The 18,198-nt window shown below is 68.9% G+C and carries 15 protein-coding genes; 9 read left to right on the forward strand and 6 right to left on the reverse strand.

Annotation, left to right across the window (positions count from 1 at the left end; genetic code table 11):
* Nucleotides 1-5: 5 nt before the first annotated feature.
* Nucleotides 6-1,226 (reverse strand): aldo/keto reductase, encoded by a 1,221-nt coding sequence (locus VGB24_RS24315; RefSeq protein WP_331075527.1) that lies wholly within the window; start codon nt 1,224-1,226, stop codon nt 6-8.
* Nucleotides 1,227-1,913: 687 nt separating this feature from the next.
* Between VGB24_RS24315 and VGB24_RS24320 the strand changes: the two genes are divergently transcribed.
* The 7 genes from VGB24_RS24320 (at nt 1,914) to VGB24_RS24350 (ending at nt 11,403) form a co-directional block, all read left to right on the forward strand.
* The gene (locus VGB24_RS24320) at nt 1,914-2,819 is read left to right on the forward strand and encodes an ABC transporter ATP-binding protein (RefSeq protein WP_331075528.1); all 906 of its coding nucleotides are present in this window, start codon (nt 1,914-1,916) and stop codon (nt 2,817-2,819) included.
* Nucleotides 2,816-6,448, forward strand: coding sequence for a hypothetical protein (locus VGB24_RS24325; RefSeq protein WP_331075529.1), 3,633 nt, complete (start codon nt 2,816-2,818; stop codon nt 6,446-6,448). Before VGB24_RS24320 ends, VGB24_RS24325 begins: the two co-directional genes overlap by 4 nt.
* Before the next feature lie 40 nt (nt 6,449-6,488).
* Entirely contained in the window at nt 6,489-7,415 is a 927-nt protein-coding gene (locus VGB24_RS24330; RefSeq protein WP_331075530.1) for an oxygenase MpaB family protein, read from the forward strand.
* A gap of 432 nt (nt 7,416-7,847) precedes the next feature.
* A complete protein-coding gene (locus VGB24_RS24335; protein WP_331075531.1) occupies nt 7,848-8,498 on the forward strand; it encodes a hypothetical protein in 651 nt (216 codons plus the stop codon).
* 15 nt (nt 8,499-8,513) lie between these two features.
* The gene (locus tag VGB24_RS24340) at nt 8,514-8,681 is read left to right on the forward strand and encodes a hypothetical protein (RefSeq protein ID WP_331075532.1); all 168 of its coding nucleotides are present in this window, start codon (nt 8,514-8,516) and stop codon (nt 8,679-8,681) included.
* 398 nt (nt 8,682-9,079) lie between these two features.
* Entirely contained in the window at nt 9,080-10,912 is a 1,833-nt protein-coding gene (locus tag VGB24_RS24345) for a PAS domain-containing sensor histidine kinase (protein ID WP_331075533.1), read from the forward strand.
* A 65-nt stretch (nt 10,913-10,977) separates the two neighbouring features.
* Nucleotides 10,978-11,403, forward strand: coding sequence for a hypothetical protein (locus VGB24_RS24350; RefSeq protein WP_331075534.1), 426 nt, complete (start codon nt 10,978-10,980; stop codon nt 11,401-11,403).
* An 18-nt stretch (nt 11,404-11,421) separates the two neighbouring features.
* On the opposite strand, the gene VGB24_RS24355 is transcribed toward VGB24_RS24350, so the two are convergent.
* From VGB24_RS24355 to VGB24_RS24375, 5 genes are all read right to left on the reverse strand, one after another.
* Entirely contained in the window at nt 11,422-11,844 is a 423-nt protein-coding gene (locus VGB24_RS24355; protein WP_331075535.1) for a hypothetical protein, read from the reverse strand.
* A gap of 154 nt (nt 11,845-11,998) precedes the next feature.
* Nucleotides 11,999-12,406 (reverse strand): SgcJ/EcaC family oxidoreductase, encoded by a 408-nt coding sequence (locus VGB24_RS24360; protein ID WP_331075536.1) that lies wholly within the window; start codon nt 12,404-12,406, stop codon nt 11,999-12,001.
* On the reverse strand, nt 12,396-12,995 hold the full coding sequence (locus tag VGB24_RS24365) for a TetR/AcrR family transcriptional regulator (protein WP_331075537.1): 600 nt from the start codon (nt 12,993-12,995) through the stop codon (nt 12,396-12,398). Before VGB24_RS24365 ends, VGB24_RS24360 begins: the two co-directional genes overlap by 11 nt.
* Before the next feature lie 109 nt (nt 12,996-13,104).
* A complete protein-coding gene (locus VGB24_RS24370; protein ID WP_331075538.1) occupies nt 13,105-13,842 on the reverse strand; it encodes a LytTR family DNA-binding domain-containing protein in 738 nt (245 codons plus the stop codon).
* On the reverse strand, nt 13,839-14,819 hold the full coding sequence (locus tag VGB24_RS24375) for a sensor histidine kinase (RefSeq protein WP_331075539.1): 981 nt from the start codon (nt 14,817-14,819) through the stop codon (nt 13,839-13,841). Before VGB24_RS24375 ends, VGB24_RS24370 begins: the two co-directional genes overlap by 4 nt.
* Nucleotides 14,820-15,149: 330 nt before the next feature.
* Between VGB24_RS24375 and VGB24_RS24380 the strand changes: the two genes are divergently transcribed.
* Both VGB24_RS24380 and VGB24_RS24385 read left to right on the forward strand, forming a co-directional pair.
* Nucleotides 15,150-17,426: a protein-disulfide reductase DsbD family protein gene (locus VGB24_RS24380; RefSeq protein WP_331075540.1), complete on the forward strand. Its 2,277-nt coding sequence runs from the start codon at nt 15,150-15,152 to the stop codon at nt 17,424-17,426.
* Nucleotides 17,423-18,115 carry a redoxin domain-containing protein gene (locus VGB24_RS24385; RefSeq protein ID WP_331075541.1) on the forward strand — a complete coding sequence of 231 codons (693 nt, stop codon included), beginning with the start codon at nt 17,423-17,425 and terminating at the stop codon, nt 18,113-18,115. The genes VGB24_RS24380 and VGB24_RS24385 overlap by 4 nt, the downstream gene beginning before the upstream one ends.
* The last annotated feature ends 83 nt before the right edge of the window (nt 18,116-18,198 follow it).

The raw sequence follows: 18,198 nt of genomic DNA on the forward strand, positions 1-18,198 counted from the left end.
CTTTCTCAGCGGATGCGTGATGCCTGGATTCTTTGGCTGCCCTGCTCATGGATCAGGCCGGTGGCCTTTCCCGTGCCGTCGAGCTGGAACTCGATAACAGCTCGGCCCAGCTGGAAGCGGGTTTCCGAGCGCCCGTAGATGACGGTGTCCGGATTGGCACCCACCTTTGCCACCAGCATCGTCCCGTAGCGGCGGAAGGTCAGGGTGATGCCGCCCGACGTCCTGTACTCGCCCACGAAGCGGTCGAGGACGGCCTCGGACAACACGAGCGAACCCGCGGGCCCGTGGGCTGACTGCGGAGCCGCGAGCGCAACCAGCGGAAACGAGTCGATCAGCTCCGCCATGCGCCGGCGCGTCGCCTCGTCCGGCAGGCGCCCGATGCCGCCGCCGATGTTGTCGAGCATGTGCGTGGCCCTGGTCGTCCCCACACGGGCCACGGTGACGGCCGGGTGGCTGATGACGTACTTGAGGAAGAACTGCGCCCAGGTCCGGGCGTCGAACTCGGCGGCCCACTCCGGAAGGGGGCGGTTGGCGACGCGCGAAAAGAGGCTGGTGCCACTCGCGGTGCAGCTGATTCCCCCCGCGTTGCCGAAGGGGAAGAACGCCATCACGCCGATCTTCCGTTCGTGGGCGAGCGGCAGGATCGTTTCCTCGACGCGCGCGCGATTGCCCACGTCGTAGTCGACGCCGATGAAGTCGATCGGCTCGCTGCGCATGACCGACTCGAGCTGGGGATACACGGGGTCGTCGATCACCTGCACGCCGATGTACCGGACGCGCCCCGCCCGCTTCTCCTCCTGCAGGGCCGCGAGGTGCACCGGATCGCCCTGGGGGGGCAGCATGACCAGGTCCAGCCTGGGCACCCCGAGCCGTGCCAGCAGCGTCTCGACGTGGGTCTTCACGGCGTCGGGGCCGACCTGCGCTGGACCGGGGGGCGTACCGCGCGTCGACCAGAAGAGCTTGTTCCGAATCCCGAGCTCGGTCGCAAACGTAGCGTGCAACTGCTCCGCGTCCGCGTTGCCATGCTGCGCGTCGTAGACGGTGCCGCCGTTGTCCGCGAACGTCTTCAGGACCTCCCTGAGCGCGGCGGGATCCGCACACACCGCGTGGTTCGAGAACGAGAGTCCGACGACCGGGACCATCTCACCGGAGGACGGAATGGCCCGCTGAATGAGCGTCGCGCCTGCGCCGGCGGCCATTCCAGGAAGGTCGCCACGGTTGATCATCCGATTTCCCGCGTGGAAGTTGAGGGCTCCGGATCACGTGCGTGGCCCCATGCAGAGAGTCGGCTGGAAATGTACTCCATGCACCTCGGTGTGGGCCATGCCCTCGTGCACGCACGTAGGCTTCCTGGCGAGAGCTCGTGGGGATGGGGCGCGGCGCGGGCGTGCCGCGCGGGGGCACTCAGCCGCAGCTCCCCGCCAGAAGGACCGCGGAACCGATCGAAATTGCAACGTCCACCCACAGGATCCAGATCAGGATCCGGTAGCCCAGGCTTTCTCGTTTGGGCAGCACTGGGCTACATCCACAATCAGGGCAGGGGATCTCCCCGTCGGTTTTGAATTCTCTCCAGCAGCCCACGCAATAAGTACGTGTCATCTTCCGTCTCCCGCCTCTGCGGGTACTGCCTGCTTCCTGCTTCTCTGCCATACGGTCCGTTGTGATCGTCAAGTGCGCGCCCTGGCCCCCAAGGGCCCGGCGCGGGGCCGGTGTGCGATACCTTCGTTCGCCGAAAGCATGGCCAGCTTCCCAGAGGAGAATACGGACGGCGGCCGAGAGGAGATTCGCGGCCGGGTCTCCCGCGTGGTGGGACCCTTGCGCGCAAGTCCTTTGTGTCGTAAAGTTCTTCATGCTCAGGAGAGACAGGCGAGTGCACCGAATTCCGCCTGGGCGTCGAACACATTGGGAAAGCCATGGAACTGCAAATCCGCGACGTATCCAAGACCTACCCCAACGGCGTGCAGGCGCTGAACAACGTATCGCTTACGATCCCGGCGGGGATGTACGGCCTGCTGGGGCCGAACGGCGCGGGCAAGTCCACGCTGATGCGCATCCTGGCCACGCTGCAGGAGCCGGACAGCGGCAGCATCCGCCTGGGCGAGATCGACGTCGTCCGCGAAAAGGACCGCGTACGGCAGACGCTCGGCTACCTGCCGCAGGAGTTCGGCGTGTATCCCAAGGTGAGCGCCGAGGAACTGCTGGAGCACTTCGCCATCCTCAAGGGCATCGCCGCCAAGAAGGCGCGCCGGGAGGTCGTAGAGGCGCTGCTGCGGCAGACGAACCTGTGGGACGTGCGCAAGCAGAAGCTGGGCGGCTACTCGGGCGGAATGCGGCAGCGGTTCGGCGTCGCGGTGGCGCTGCTGGGGAATCCGAAGCTGCTGATCGTCGACGAGCCGACGGCGGGGCTGGACCCGGCGGAGCGCGTGCGCTTCCTGAACCTGCTGAGCGAGCTGGGCGAGAACAGCGCGGTGATCCTTTCCACGCACATCGTAGAGGACGTCAGCGAGCTGTGCACGCGGATGGCGATCATCGACCGGGGTACGATCCTGCTGGAGGCCGAGCCGCTGGGCGCTATCGAGCAGATGCGGGGGCGGATCTGGCGGAGCGTGATCGAAAAGCGCGAGCTGGCGGAGATGGAGCGGGAGCACGCGGTGATCTCCACCAAGCTGCTCGCGGGCAAGACCCTGGTGCACGTCTATGCCGACGGATCGCCCGGCCCCGCCTTTGACCCCGCCGAGCCGGACCTGGAGGACGTGTACTTCGCCACGATGGCGGGCCACATCGGCCGGCGGCGCGAGCGGGCGGAGGCGGCGGCATGAAGCTGCGCGAGATCTTCCGCTTCGAGTTCGCCTACCAGGCGCGCCGGCTTTCCACCTGGCTGCCCTTCGTGGCGATGGTGGTCGTCGCGTACCTGTTCGTGCGGAAGAACTTCCTGGCTGACGCGCTCTACGGGGACTTCTACATCAACTCGCCGTACGTGATCGCGGTCGTCACCATCATGAGCAGCCTGTTCTGGCTCCTGCTGGGCGCGGGCGTCGCCGGCGAGGTGGCGGTGCGCGACGTGGAAGCGGGGATGCATCCGCTCACCTGGACCGCCTCCATCACCAGGGGCCAGTACCTGGGCGGACGGTTCCTGGCTGCCCTCGCCCTGAACGCGCTGATCATGCTGGCCGTGCCGGTGGGCGTGATGCTGGCCGTCTACCTGCCCGGCGTGGACGCGCAGGTGATCGGCCCGTTCCGCCCCATGGCCTACCTCAGCGCGTACGCCTTTCTCGCGCTGCCGAACGCCTTCATCGTCACCGCCATCCAGTTCGCCGTGGCCACGCGGGGGCGCCGGGCCATCGGCAGCTACGTGGGGAGCGTGCTGCTGTTCTCCGTGGTCTACGGCGGGATCGTCGCGGTCATGGTCTTTCTGGACGACTTGGCGCTGGCGACGGTGCTCGACGCCCTGGCCCACATGACCATCTTCGACGTTACGACGGGCTGGACGCCGATCGAAAAGAACACGCGGCTCCTGCGGCTGGAGGGCGCGCTGCTCTGGCGTCGCCTGCTCTGGATCGGCATCGCCGCGGCCGTGCTGGCGTTCACCTACGCCCGCTTCCGGTTCGAGCACCTGGCCGCGCAGCCGTGGTGGAGCCGCATCGGGCGCCGGCGGGCCGCGCACGCCCCCACGCCCTCCGGCACCGAGCTGACGAGGAACGCCATCGCCGTCCCGCGCGTGCAAGGGACCTTCGGCTTCGCCACCCACGTTCGGCAGGCGCTGGACATCGCGTGGTCGTCGTTCAAGTCCGTCGCCAAGAGCCGGGTCGGGCTGATCGTCACCCTTCCCCTCGCGGTCGTGGCGGTGATGATCCTGCCCGAGCACCTGGTGAACATGGGCACGCCGCTGCTGCCGCGGACCGGCTACGTGCTGACGTTCCTGGCGACGCCGCTGACCAACTTCATGACGCCGTGGCTGGTCATCCCCATGCTTACCGTCATCTGGGCGGGGGAGCTGGTCTGGCGCGAGCGCGAGGCGGGGCTGGGGGAGATTTCGGATGCGGCGCCGGTGCCGGAGTGGGTGCCGTTCCTGAGCAAGTTCGGGGCGCTGGGCCTGCTGCTCGCCGCGTGGATGCTGGTGCTGATGGTCATCGGCATGCTCATCCAGGTGAGCATGGGTTTCCACGAGTTCCAGGTCGGCCTGTACCTGAAGGTTCTCTTCGGGCTTCAGTTGCCCGAATACCTGCTGTTCGCCCTGCTCGCCCTGGCGGTGCAGGGGATGATCAACCAGAAGTACCTGGGCCACATGGCGGCCCTGATCATCTACGCGCTGATCATCTTCGCCGACTGGCTGGGCGTGGGGCACAACCTGCTGGTGTACGGCGCCGTGCCGGCCTGGAAGTACTCGGACATGCGGGGCTTTGGCGCGTCGCTGGGGCCGTGGCTGTGGTTCATGATGTACTGGGTCGCTTGGGCGCTGCTGCTGGCCGTCGCGGCGCGGCTGCTCTGGGTGCGCGGGCTGGAGAAGAAGCTGCGCATTCGCCTGCACCTGGCGCGCGGCCGGTTCACGCGGCCGACCGCCGGAGCCTCCGCGCTGGCCGCGGCTCTGATCCTGGGGCTGGGTGGGTTCATCTTCTACAACACCAACGTCCTCAACCAGTACCGCACCGCCGCCGGGGTCGCGGAACTGCGCGCCGAGTACGAGCGCCTCTACGGGCGGTACGCGGACGTTCCGCAGCCTCGCTTGTCGGGCGTCACCCTGCGCGTGGAGATCCATCCCCGGCGGCGGGCGGCCGACATCCGCGGCACCTATCACCTGGTCAACCACACGGCGGCGGCGATCGACTCCATCCACGTGGCGCCCTCCATCGGCGTCGAGACCGGGGAGGTGAGCTTCGACCGGCCCGCCGCGCGCGTGCTGGAGGATGCGGAGCACCGGCACCGGATCTATGCCCTGCGGCAGCCGCTGCAGCCCGGGGATTCGCTCCGCCTCAACTTTACGGTGCGCGTGGCGCAGCGCGGCTTCCGGAACGGCGGTGTGGACCCGGTGCTGTCCGTGACCCGGGCCAGCACCTACTTCCGCGGCCAGGACTGGCTCCCCGCCATCGGCTACCAGGAGAGCCGCGAGCTCTTCAAGCCAAGCGACCGGCGGGGGCAGGGGCTTCCCGCGCGGCCCATGGTCCCCACGCTGGCCGAGGCCGGCGACGTCACGGGCGAACGGGAGTCGACCGGCCCCGACCCCATCACCCTGGACGCGGTCATCGGGACGGATGCCGACCAGGTCGCCGTCGCCCCTGGGGCGCTACGCCGCACGTGGACGGAGCGGGGGCGCCGCTACTTCCACTACGTGACCGACACGCCCATCGGCAGCGAGTACGCCTTCTTCTCCGCCGCGTACGCGGTGCACGAGGAGCGGTGGACGCCTCCGGCGAGCGGGGGGCAGCCGGTCACCATCCAGGTGTACCATCACCCCGCGCACGCCGCCAACCTGCAGCGCATGCTGCGCAGCGTGCGCGCGTCGCTGGCGTACAACACCCGCGCGTACGGCCCGTACCGGCACGGGAGCATCATCCGGCTGGTGGAGAATCCCGGGCAGGGCATCGGCGCGCACGCCGAGCCGGGCACCATCGACTTCACGGAAGGGTTTTCGCGCTACAACGCGGAGCACGACCCACAGGGGCTGGACATGCCGTTCGCCGTCGTCGCGCACGAGATGGCGCACCAGTGGGGCGTTGCGTACGCCTTTGCCGAGGGCGCGCCACTCATCACCGAGAGCTTCGCATGGTACGCCGCGATGGGCGCCATCGAAGATACCTACGGGCGCGACCACCTGCGGCGGCTGCTGCGCTTCTTCCGCCAGCCGTCGCCCATTCCGCCCATCCGCCAGTCGCAGCCGCTGCTGCGGGCGCTGGACCCGTACGCGGCCTACCGCAAAGGCCCGTTCGCGCTGTACGCCATGAGCGAGTACATGGGCAGGGAGCGCGTGGACCTGGCGTTCCGGCGCCTGATGGAGAACCCGCGTGCGGGCGGCGCGACCTCGCTGGACCTGTACCGCGAGCTGCAGGCGGTGACGCCGGATTCGCTGCGGCCGCTGCTGCACGACCTGTTCGCGGCGAACACCTTCTGGGAGCTGGAGACGGAGCGGGCGACGGCCAGAAAGACCGCGGCCGGCACCTGGCAGGTGACGATTCGCGTAAAGGCGCGCAAGGTGACCGTCGCGCCCACGGGGGTCGAAACGGAAGGGCCGATGGACGAGTGGGTGCCCATCGGGGTCTTCGCGCCGACGGAGGGGCAGGGCAGCGAGTTCGGCGAAACGCTGTACCTGCGCATGCACCGCATCCGCTCCGGCCAGCACACGATCACGGTAACGGTGCCCAAGAAGCCGTCCGACGCCGGCATCGACCCCTATGTGGTGCTGATCGACACGGAGCGGTTCGACAACGTGGAGGAGGTGGACATTGAGGGCTGAGGCCGCGCCACGGGCGGTTCACCGCAGACGAGCTCTCGATTTGGCAGGTCCCGCGGCGGTGCTGCCGCCGGAAGTTGCCTGCGAGCGGGGCAGGGCAGGGGATTTCGTCGATCGCGATTCCATCGTCCGCAGGATCTGGGGCGATGGAGACATGGTGCTGCTGGTCTTCGCCGGCTCCGCCGCGGAGTTCGCGCTGAACCGTGCGGTCGATTGGCTGTTCTTCACGGGCAAGCTGCCGGCGGATCCCATCGGCCGGCTCTTTTCGACCGCGGGCTACGCGCAGCACATCGTCTTCGCGGATGAATCCACGGCGGCGCGCACGCTCGATCGAATCCGGGCGGTGCATACGGCGGTGGAGGGCCAGCGGGGCCAGCGCATCCCGGATTGGGCGCACCGCGACGTGCTCTACATGCTCATCGACTACTCCGAGCGAGCACACGAAATGCTCGCGCGGCCCCTGACCGCGGATGAGAGGGCAGAACTCTACGACGTGTTCCGACGGGTGGGCACGGGCCTGGGCATCCCCGATCTCCCGCGGACCTACGCCGAATGGAGGCTCGATCGCGAGCTTCACCTGCGGCGCGATCTGGTACGCGGGGAGGGCACGGAAGCGCTCTACGCCCAGTACCGGAAGCACCTTGGACGGTGGCGCTACCATCTCCTGCTGCGGCTGCAGGTCATCCTGACGCCGGGGCACGTGCGAGGCCTGCTGCGGCTAAAGGGTGGGGCGTGGCTGCGTCCGCTCCTGCGCTTCTATCCCGTCCTGGTCCGCGCCGGATTGCGTTCCATCATCCAGCGGCTGATGATGCCAGCCGCGTATCTGGAGGCCGCGCGGGGGCTGGACCACTCCGCCGAAACGCGGACAGCACACGAAACCCTGAAGAGTGCCACGCGCAGCGACGCTGGCCTCGCCCTCTCACCCGTGGTCGAGAGTGAGAGGGTGGAGGTCCTGCGGAGCCTCAGGTGAACTTGGATGCTACTTGAGATGGAGATGAGCCCGACGACGCGGGCGTCACCGCTCGTGAGCGAACATCTCAGTGTAGGAAGGTCGCCCTGCAATACGGGTCGCGGTAGATGATGTTGCCCTCGGCATCGTACAGGCAGGAGCAGTTCGGATCGGTTTCCATCGGTGCCTCTCATTCAGGGTGTCAGGGGTGACGAATAGACGAAGTCTAAACGAAAGTTCACGTACCGCAACGTTTTGAGACCAATACAGTCACTCATTCAATGCGCTTCCGGCACTTGTGCAGAGCTTGGCGACTAGGACTTCGCTTATCACCCTCAGTTGAGCGCGTTGAGAACGCTTGCACGGTCACCACAATCCGTCTACTTAAAGGACTCAGGTGGCTCTGCAGAGTAGCCCGCCTTTCTCCGCCAGAACACGTTGCCGGCTGACACCATGGAACGAGACACTGCCCCGGATCGGGCTCGAAGGAGTTGGGAGAAGTTCCTTGATTCCGAGTCGCTGCGATTCAGTCTGACCATCGGCTCGGTTTATCTCACCGCGTACGAGTTCCTCATGGAGGCGCTTGTTGAACGTCTGAAGTCGTTCTATGCAAGCGAGTGGACACCAGAGGGCGTGGTTCCTGGGCCAGACTACAAAGCGAAGGTTCTCACCCGGCATAAGATGGTGTACCTCGCCTCCGCAGAGTGGTTCGTTGAGATGGGTGCGTTGGACACGGCGGACATCGAGGCACTGAGGAAGGTCCGTGATCACCGGAATTTCATCGCGCACAACATTCCGCGAATCATTCTGGAGGCTGGCGTCGAGGTCGATCCCCATCTACTCGGCGAAATCGTCCGCCTTGTAAGCAAGCTCGACCGGTGGTGGTTGCGGTATGTTGAGATCCCGTCTAACCCCGATTTCGATGACAAAGAGCCAAGTGAGGAGGAGATTGAAGACGCTTTTTCCATGAGAATGTACAGCCTCCACCTGCTGATCAGCTTCGTCTCGGGCGACGATGGCCCTCTTCGAGATCTGCACACGTCGTTTAAGGACGCGTGGCCGGAAGAAGCCGAAGCCTCTGACGCAGGGATCCAGGAGGAGTGAAGCCAATGCGTTGACGTGGAGGGACAGGCTCTCTTCAGCCGAGGGGTGGGGGCGTGGCTGCGTCCGCTGCTGCGCTTCTATCCCGTCCTGGTCCGCGCTGGACTGCGTTCCATCATCCAGCGGGTGCTCATGCCGTCCGCGTATCTGGAGGCCGCGCGGGGGCTGGACCACTCCGCCGGATAGCGGCTACGGAATTGCGAAGGATCACGGGCGTGCCGCACCTGCGGCACGCCCGTCCGGTACCCGTAGTCCTCTCGCATGCACACGCACACCGTGGATGATGGCACGGACCTGGAGCACGGTGCGTCCCGGCCAGCCGGCGTTCCCCCCGCCGACAGCCTGATCGCCGCACTTCCCGGGCTCTTCCTCATCCTGCTGGCCGACGCCCCGCGCTACACGATCGTCGCCGCGAGCGACGCGTATCTGCAAGCCACGTCGTCCACCCGCGACGGTCCTCGGGGGATCGTCGGCCGCGGCATCTTCGAGGCGTTCCCCGATCCGCCCGAAGACCCGGATGCGACGGGTGAGCAGAACGTCCGTGCCTCGCTGGAGGCGCATTCGCGACCCGCGCGCCAGACCCCATGCCCGTGCAGCTGTACCCGGTCCCCCTGCCGGACGGCACGTGGGAGCAGCTCTACTGGAGCCCCATCCACACGCCCGTCCTGGATCCCGACTCCGGCCACGTGACGCACCTGGTCCAGCGCGTGGAGGACGTCACGGAACAGGTGCGGCTGCAAGCCTCGCTGGAACGGCTCTCCGGCGAGCACGCCGACAGCGAGCGGGCGCGCGTGGCTGCCGTGGAGACCGTCGCCGAACTGAACCAGGAAAGCGCCGCGCTGACCCAGGCCAACGAGATGCTTCAGGCGCAGACGGTGGAGCTGGAGATGCAGACGGAGGCCCTGATGGAGAGCGAGGCGAAGTACAAGTCGCTCTTCGACAGCCTCGACGAGGGATTCTTCATCGCCGAGGTGCTCCACGATGCGGACGGACGCGCAGTCGACTACCGGTACCTGGAGGCGAACCCGGCCTTTGTGGAACACTCGGGCATTTCCGACCCGGTCGGACGCACGGCGCGCGAGTTGATCCCCCGGCTGGAGGACAACTGGGTGGAGAGGGTGGGGCGGGTGGCGGCCACGGGCGAGCCCGCGCGGTTCGAGTCCGCCGCCGAAGGGCTGGGCCGATGGTTCGACGTCTTCATCTTCCGCGTCGGAGCGCCCCGGGACCGGCGAATCGCCATGCTGTTCAACGACATCAGTGCCCGGCGCGAGATGGAGGGGGAGCGCGAGAAGCTGCTGGGCGAGCTGCAGCTGGAGCGGGCACGGCTGGCCGACGTGTTCCGCCAGGCACCCACGTTCCTGGCCGTGCTCCGCGGGCCGGAGCACGTGTTCGAGCTGGTGAACGACGCCTACTACCAGCTCGTCGGGCACCGGGAGCTGCTGGGAAAGCCCGTGTTCGAGGCGCTCCCCGAGGTGCGCGACCAGGGGTTCAAGGAGCTGCTGGACCGCGTGCTGGCGACGGGCGAGCCCTTCGTGGGCCGCGACGTGCCGCTGCTCGTGGAACGCCAGGCGGGGGCCGCGCTCGAGGAGCGGTTCCTGGACCTTACCTACCTTCCGCTCATGGAGGCCGACGGCACGTGGTCGGGGGTCATCGCGCACGGCGCCGACATGACGGCACAGGTGCTCGCGCGGCGCGAAGCGGAGCAGGCCCGCGACGAGGCACAGGCGGCGAACCGCGCCAAGAGCGAATTCCTGGCGGTGATGAGCCACGAGCTGCGGACGCCGCTCAACGCCATCGGCGGGTACGCGGAGCTGCTGGAGATGGGAATCCGCGGGCCGGTGACGCGCGCGCAGCTGGACGACCTGCGGCGGATCCAGCTGAGCCAGCGCCACCTGCTGGGGCTGATCAACGAGGTGCTGAACTACGCGAAGCTGGAGACGGGCACCGTGGATTTCGACATCACGGACGTCCCCGTGGGGGAGGCGCTTGCCGCGGCGGAGCTGCTGGTGAGGCCGCAGGCGCGCAGCAAGGGACTGACGCTCTCCATCCCCGCCGCCCCTCCCACCCTCGCCGTGCGCGCCGATCCGGAGAAGCTGCGGCAGATCCTGGTGAACCTGGCATCCAATGCCGTGAAGTTCACCGATCCGGGCGGCCGGATCGAGATCGTGTGCGCCAGCGACGGCGACCGCGCCCGCATCCAGATCCGCGACACGGGGATGGGCATTCCGGCGGACAAGCTGGACTCGATCTTCGACCCGTTCGTGCAGGTGCGCAGCGACCTCTCACGCCCGCACGAGGGAACCGGGCTCGGCCTGGCCATCAGCCGCGACCTCGCCGTGCGCATGGCGGGCGACCTCACCGTCGAGAGCGCCCTCGACGTGGGGAGCACGTTCACGCTGACCCTGCCGCTGGTCTGATCGTGCGTCCGGAGGACAGGGGGCGTTCCCGCGACGGTGCGCACAAGGAGCCGCTTTACCGGAAGGTGAACACCCAGACGCACCGGGTGCACCACGACACGGGCGGCAACTTCCGGACGGGGCGGAAGGCGCTGGGTGAATCCGATGCCAGCCGGAGCCCCATGCACGGGAAGAGCCGGCGGGGGCTGGACTACACGCCGTTGTTCAGGTTCCTGCTCTCCAAGGTGGGCTCGGAGTGGGACAGCGTCTACAGCGAGGCGGTCGCTCGGCTCGATCGACCCGATCCCATCTTCTGGCTCGTCGCGCGGCACGAGCACGAGAGGCAGGAGAAGGTGCGAGTGGGAGAGTCCAGCTACTACAGCGGCCTGTACATCGACGACGCCGGAATCCTGCGGCTCGTCAATCCCGATCTCAGGGCGCGGGACCTCGTCCCCTATTGTACGTGCTGCACGCACACGCTGAACGGCGTGCGGTTCGGCTCCCCGTCGTAGCGTTCCCGGGTCAGGGCGTCAGCGTTCCTGCAGCAGGATCGTCACGCTCTTGGAATACCCCGTGGCCGTCAGCTGCAGGGGGCCGTTGATGCCGCCGACGGTCGTGTAGTTGCCCGTGAACGTGCCCTGCACGGCCTTCCCTTCGAAGGTCATTCCGCTGAACGTCAGGCTCAGCTGCGGACGCTGGAAGGTACCGGTCACCGTAATGGGCACCGTGCCCGCCGCCGCTGCCTCCTTCATGGTGCCGCTTCCCGACACGGCGTTCCCCGTTCCCGCCTGCAGCTGAAAGTCCAACGTGAGCGTCTGTGACGTTCCGTTCCACGGCCCGACGACCGATTGCAGCGCCGCTTCGAGTTCGGCATCGATGTCATCGGCCGTCGGCAGGCAGGCTCCGGCGGCCAGGGTGGCGACGAGCAGCGGGATGATTCGCGAGAAACGCATCGGGTACCTCCAGAGGGGAACGGGAACATGCGCGAGGCAGCGCATCTTAGCCGCGCGGGCCGCTCTGGACAAGAAACACAGGTTCTTGATTGCCAGGCGGCGCGCCGGACCGGGCGCCGCCGCCTCGTGCGTGGATGGAGATCCGCGGCGTCGCTTATGCGCGGGGCGCGTGGAGAACGAGGGTGTTGTGGAACGCCGTGATCGCCCAGCGGTCGTCCTCGCGAACGACCACGGCCGTGATCCGGGACTGGTTGGTGCCGAGCAGGGGGCCGGAGGGTGCATCCAGGGTGGCCGAAGCCGTCGCCACGATGCATCCGTGCACCGCCTCCCGGGCGGCGGTCACCTGGTAGCGGACGGTGCTGCCCTTGTAGATGGTGTCGAAGATGTGCTGGTGGCCCCGGCCCATGGCCACGCCGTCGCCGTGATGGTGGGCGCCTCGGACGTCCACGAAGTCCGTCACGCCGGCGAAAGGCTTGCCGAAGGCGGCCCCGTCGGCGGCGTTCCACGCCGTCTCCAGCTGCGCGAACAGCTCGGTCGCGATCGCGGTGGGATCAACGGTCATGAGTTCCTCCCTCGGTGCTTGGGGTGAGAAGTGACCGGGTGAACACCCGGAGCAGGCGCTCCTGGAGCTCCGCGGGGGTCCATCCACGGTTTTCCAGCAGCTCGTAGGTCGTGGATGCGCTCACGACGGCGGTGACGAAATCGGTGGCGGTGGCGACGGTCCACGCGGGCTGCAGCCGCCCTTCGGCCTCCAGCCGGGTCATGACGAGGCGGATGAGCTGGTCGCGGCCGCGGGTGCGTTGCCCGAAGGCCTTCATCAGCTCCGGGTCGGTGGAGCGCGCGAACTCCACCGCCCTGTACTCGCGCAGCACCCTGGGGGTGAAGGCGACGTGGAAGGCCAGCAGCGCGGCGAGTGCGTCGACGCCCGTGGCGGCTTCGAGAATGGGCAGGCTCAGCCGGTCCGCGTCGAGCTTCGCACGGGCATGGTCCGCCACGGCCACGAGCAGGTCTGCCCGGGTAGGGAAGTGCGCGTACAGCGTCTGGCGCGACACCTTCGCCTCGCGTGCGAGACGATCATAGGTGAACCCGGCCCCCACTTCGGTGCCCAGCAGGCCAACAACGGCTTCAAGGATCTTCTCTCGCGCGTTCATTGGACACAATGTAGTAGTTCGCTGGACATACTGTCAAGTGGATGGACGAGGCAGCCTCCACCGCGACCGTCGACGTGCGGCGGGACATCCCAGTGAATCGGCGTGTGTCCTACCGGCCCAGGCTCCTGATCTCCTGCGCCTTCGCGCGGCTCACCGGCACGCGGGCGCCGTCCAGCAGCTCCGCTTCCAGGTTGCCGCGGGCGTCGCGCCGGAACGCGCGTACGTGGTCCAGGTTCACGATGTGGGCGCGGTGCACCCGCACGAAGCGCCGCGGGTCCAGCCGGGCCTCCAGGCGGCTCAGGGAGAGGTGCAGCAGGTGCCTGGCGTTTCCCGCGTGCGCGGTTACGTAGTCGCCGCTGGCCTCGAACCACGCCACGCGCTCGACAGGGAGGGGAACCAGCGTTCCGCCCACCCGCACGAAGAGCCGGCTGATGGGCCCGCCGGCGAGCGCGCCGCTCAGCCGCTCGAAGGTGTCGGCGGGGGCGGGCTCGCCGAGCGCGGTGCGCACGCGCTCCATGGCGCCGGCCAGTCGCGAAGGGCCGAAGGGCTTCAGCAGGTAGTCCACGGCGCCTAGTTCGAACGCGGTCACCGCGTGCTCGGAGAACGCCGTGGTGAAGATGACGAACGGCGGCCGCTCCAGCCGCCGTAGCACGTCCGTCCCCAGCAGCCCGGGCATCTGCACGTCGAGAAAGACGAGCTCCGGCCGCAGCGCGTTTATCTGCGTGACCGCCGACTCGCCGTCGGCCGCCTCGCCGATCACCTGCACCCAGTCGAAGGCCGTGAGCATTGCGCGCAGCCCCGCGCGCGCCACCGGCTCGTCGTCGGCGACGAACGCCGTCACCTTCACACGGCCCTCCCGCGGTGCCGCGGCACGACGAGCACCGCCTCGTATCCCCCGTCCGCGGCCGGGCCGCACGCCAGCCGCGCCGCGCTGCCGTAGAGCACCGCCAGCCGCTCGCGCAGCCGCGCCAGCCCCGTTCCTGTCCCCGCGCCGGATGCGGGGGCGGGCTTGCCGTCTCCCGAGTTGCGGACCGAGAGCGTCAGCTCGGACGCGGTGCCGGCGGCGGTGACCACGATCTCCGTCGCGGCCACCCGGGGCGCCGCGCCATGCCGCACCGCGTTTTCCACCAGCGTCTGCAGCGCGAACGCGGGGACGCGCTCGTCCAGCAGATCCTCAGGCATCTCCGCGCGCACGATCAGCCGCTCGCCGAAGCGGATGCGCTCGACGGCCAGGTAGCGGTCCACGAATCCCCATTCATCCCCAAGCGTCACCTCGTCGCGCTGCTCCTCCAGCGTCGCGCGCAGCAGGTCGGCGACGAGCTCCGCCGCCTCCATGGCGCGAGCAGGATCCACCGGGATCAGTTGCACGACGGTGTGAAGCGCGTTGAAGAGAAAGTGCGGGTGCAACTGCGCCCGGAGGGCCGCCAACTGCGTCCGCGCCGCCATCGCCTCGGCACGCGCGGCGCGCGCGCTCCCCTCCACGGCATGGGCCACCCCGGCCACAATGGCGTAGAAGATGGTTCCGAGCATCAGGTGCATCTCTACCCGGCTGCCCCCCTGCACGTCGGGGATGTATCCGGGAACCAGGCTCTCGAGCGTGACCGAAAGGGCGTACCAGGTCAGCGAGGCCAATGGCGCGGCAACAAGGTGCAGCGCCGCGAACCGCAGGCGGAACGGCTTGGGCCACGGCACCCGCCGGGCGAGGCGGTAGACGAGGAAGGCGACCGCGACCCCGGTGCCAAACCCGATCGCGGCGGCCGCCTTTTCCCCTTCGCGCCACACCGGCGTGGCCTGTTGGAGAGAGATGATCAGGATCAGGTGCATCGAACGTCTCGCGGGCAGATGGATGAAGGCGCTGCGTAGCTTCCCATGATGATAGGAGCGTCCGGCACCTGCTGGCGATGCCATTTCTCCCCATTCGACGGTTCCGATCTACCGTTGGGCGAACGGCGGCTCCGTGACGGTCGGCAGGCTTCCGACTGTACTGGGGGCCCGTGCTGAAGATGATCCTTGCCATCGGTCCCCGAGAGCATTAGTGTATTAGTTAGCCGGTACACCGGTGCGTCCGCTACCCGGGCTTCGCGCTCCTGCTCACCAGCGTCGATGGCCAGCGCCGGCTCTCGATGCACTCCCACAATCGCGATCATCCCCTCAATGATCCACACTCGCGTCCTCCTCGCAGTCCTCGCCGCGGCGATGCTCCCGGCTTTGGCCCCGGCGCAGTCGTCGCCGCGTCCGGCATCGCTGGTGCGCGCCGCGTCCGACCGTCCCGTGGAGGCCGAGCTCCGGAGCGCGGCCCGGGCGGTGGCGCCGGGCGACACGATCCCGGTGGCCATCCGGCTACGCCCGAACCCGGGATGGCACACGTATTGGCGTCACGCGGGCGACGTGGGCAGCGCCCCGGAGGTCACCTGGCGCCTGCCGGACGGCTTTACCGCCGCGCCGCTCCGCTGGCCCACGCCGGAACGCATCGAATCGCCGCCGCTCGCGTCGTACGGCTACGAGCGCGAGGTGCACCTCCTCGGCGCGGTGGACGTGCCGCCGTCCGCGCGTGTGGGATCGACCGCGAACGTCGTGGCGGCCCTCTCGGTGGTGGTGTGCGAGTTGGAGTGCGTCGCGGGGGACGTGGAGGTCGCGCTCGCCGTGCCCGTGGCCACCCGGACGATCGCCGACGAGACCGTCGCCCGCGCGTTCGCCGCGGAGGCCGCGCGCGTCCCGGCGCGGCGCGACGGCTGGACGTTCAGCGCCGCGGTCGATTCTTCGAACGTGCTGCTGCACGCGTATCCGCCTGCGGGCGCGATCGCCGGGGGGCGTACCTCGCCGCGCGTGGAGTTCTTCATCGACTCGACGGGGGTGATCGACCACGCGGCGCAGCCCCGGGTTCGCACGTGGCCGGCCGGCCTGGAGATGCAGATCGGCCGCTCCGCGTACGCGGCCGGGACGCCATCCAGGATCACCGGGGTGCTCGCCATCGACACCGCCGCCTCCGCGGGTGGCGACGCGCCCCGCATGATGCTGGAAGTGGATGCGCCGGTCGTGGCGATGGCGCAGCTCGCCGCCATGGCGCCACCTGCTCCTGGCGCGGGCGCGGGATGGGTCGCGTTCGCCACCGCGGGGCTCCTGGCCCTGCTCGGCGGGACGCTGCTCAACCTGATGCCCTGCGTGCTCCCCGTGCTCTCCATCAAGGCGCTGGGGATTGCGGAAGCGGCCGCACACGACGCGCGAACGGCGCGACGGCACGTGCTGCTGTTCGGGGCCGGCGTGCTCGTGTCGATGTGGGCGCTCGTGGGCGTGCTGCTCGCCCTCCGCGCGGCCGGCTCGGAGGTCGGGTGGGGCTACCAGCTGCAGAATCCCGCCGTGGTCGGCGCACTCGCGCTCGTCATCTTTGCGGCGGGGCTGAACATGGCGGGCGTGTTCGACCTGATGCCGGTCGGCGGGAGTCTTTCCGCCGCGGCGAGCCGTGCCCCCCGCGGCGTGGAAGCCTTCCTGGGCGGCGTGCTCGTCACCGCGCTGGCCACGCCGTGCTCCGCCCCATTCCTCGCGGCGGCGGTGGCGTACGCGGTCACGGCGGGGGCGGCCGCCTCGTTCGTGGTGTTCACGGCGCTGGGGCTGGGGCTGGTCTGGCCGCTGGCGATGGTGGCCGCGGTGCCACGCCTGCGTGCCTGGCTGCCGAAGCCGGGCGCCTGGATGGTGACGCTCCGCCAGGTGCTCGCCTTTCCGCTCTTCGCGACGGTCGTGTGGCTTGGCTGGGTGCTCGGCCGCCAGGCCGGGGTGAACGCGCTGGTCGCGCTGCTCGCCGCGTGCACCCTGCTCGCGTTCGGGCTGTGGGCGCTCGGCCGGTTCGGCACCCTGGCGGCGCCGGCGGGCCGCCGCCGGTTCGCACAGGTGCTCGCACTCGCGTCAGCCGCCGGCGCGCTGGCGCTCGTCTCGGGTGCACGCGCGCAGGGTGAATTGACGCCAGGCGGGGTGCAGGCGGGGAGCGCGGCGGCGACTGAGGGCGCGCTGGCTTGGCGGCCGTACAGCGCGGCGCTGCTGGAGGCCCAGCGCGACAGCGGCCGCATCGTCCTGCTGGACTTCACGGCCGACTGGTGCCTCACCTGCAAGGTCAACGAGCGCGTCGCGTTCGGATCGGAGGCGGTTCGCACGGCGGTTCGTGATCGCGACGTCGTGCTGCTGCGTGCCGACTGGACCACGCGCGACCCCGTCGTCACGCGCGCACTCGCGGCGTTCGGGCGCACCAGCGTGCCGTTCGTCGTCGTCTACCCCAGGGCGCGAGATGCGGCGCCCATCGTCATGCCCACGCTGCTTACCTCTGGCATCGTGACCGGCGCGCTGGAACGCGCCGCGGCGTCACCTTCCCCAGCCCCATCGCCGGCGGCGCCGGCCAGCGACCGAATCCAACCCTCACTGACCCTCGAAGGAACTCCATGACTGACACGACCACGCCCCCGCGGCGCTCCCGCAAGCGTCGCATCATCGCCGCGGTTGCCGTCGCCGTACTGCTGCTCGGCGGTATCGCCGCACGCCGGTTCATCGCCGCCCACGAGGACCCGGCGAGCCTGCCGGACCTCCTGACGGTCGGCGGCCCCGCGCCGGCGTTCACGGCGACCGACACGCGCGGCCAATCGCATTCGCTCGCCGGATATGCCGGCAAGTGGGTGGTCCTGGAGTGGTTCAACCATGGATGCCCGTACACCAAGAAGCACTACGCCCTGGTGAACGGGGTGGGGAACTCGCAGGCAATGCAGCAGGAGTACACCAGGAAGGGAGTGATCTGGCTCGCGGTGGTGTCGTCGGGCCCGGGCAGGCAGGGGTACACGAACGCGGAAAAGGCCGACGAGATGGCTCGCGACAAGGGCGCGGCGCCGACCGCCATCATCCGCGACACGGCGGGCGTGCTCGGACGGCAGTACGGAGCCCGCAACACGCCGCAGTACGCGATCATCGATCCGCAGGGTGTGCTTCGCTACGCCGGTGCGATCGACAACCGGCCTTCGCCGAGCGCCAAGGACATCGCGGGAGCCACGAACTACGTCCGCGCCGCGCTCGATGCGGGGCTGGCGGGCCAGCCGATCGCGGTCGCGCAGACCCAGCCCTACGGCTGCGAAGTCAAATATTGAACGCCGAGCGGACGAATCGTGCGGAACGCGGCGGAACATCAATGAGGGAGCTGTCAGCGCGGCTCCTGGTCACCTCATTGCAC

The organism is Longimicrobium sp. (assembly GCF_036399935.1).
In the GTDB taxonomy this organism is placed as follows: domain Bacteria; phylum Gemmatimonadota; class Gemmatimonadetes; order Longimicrobiales; family Longimicrobiaceae; genus Longimicrobium.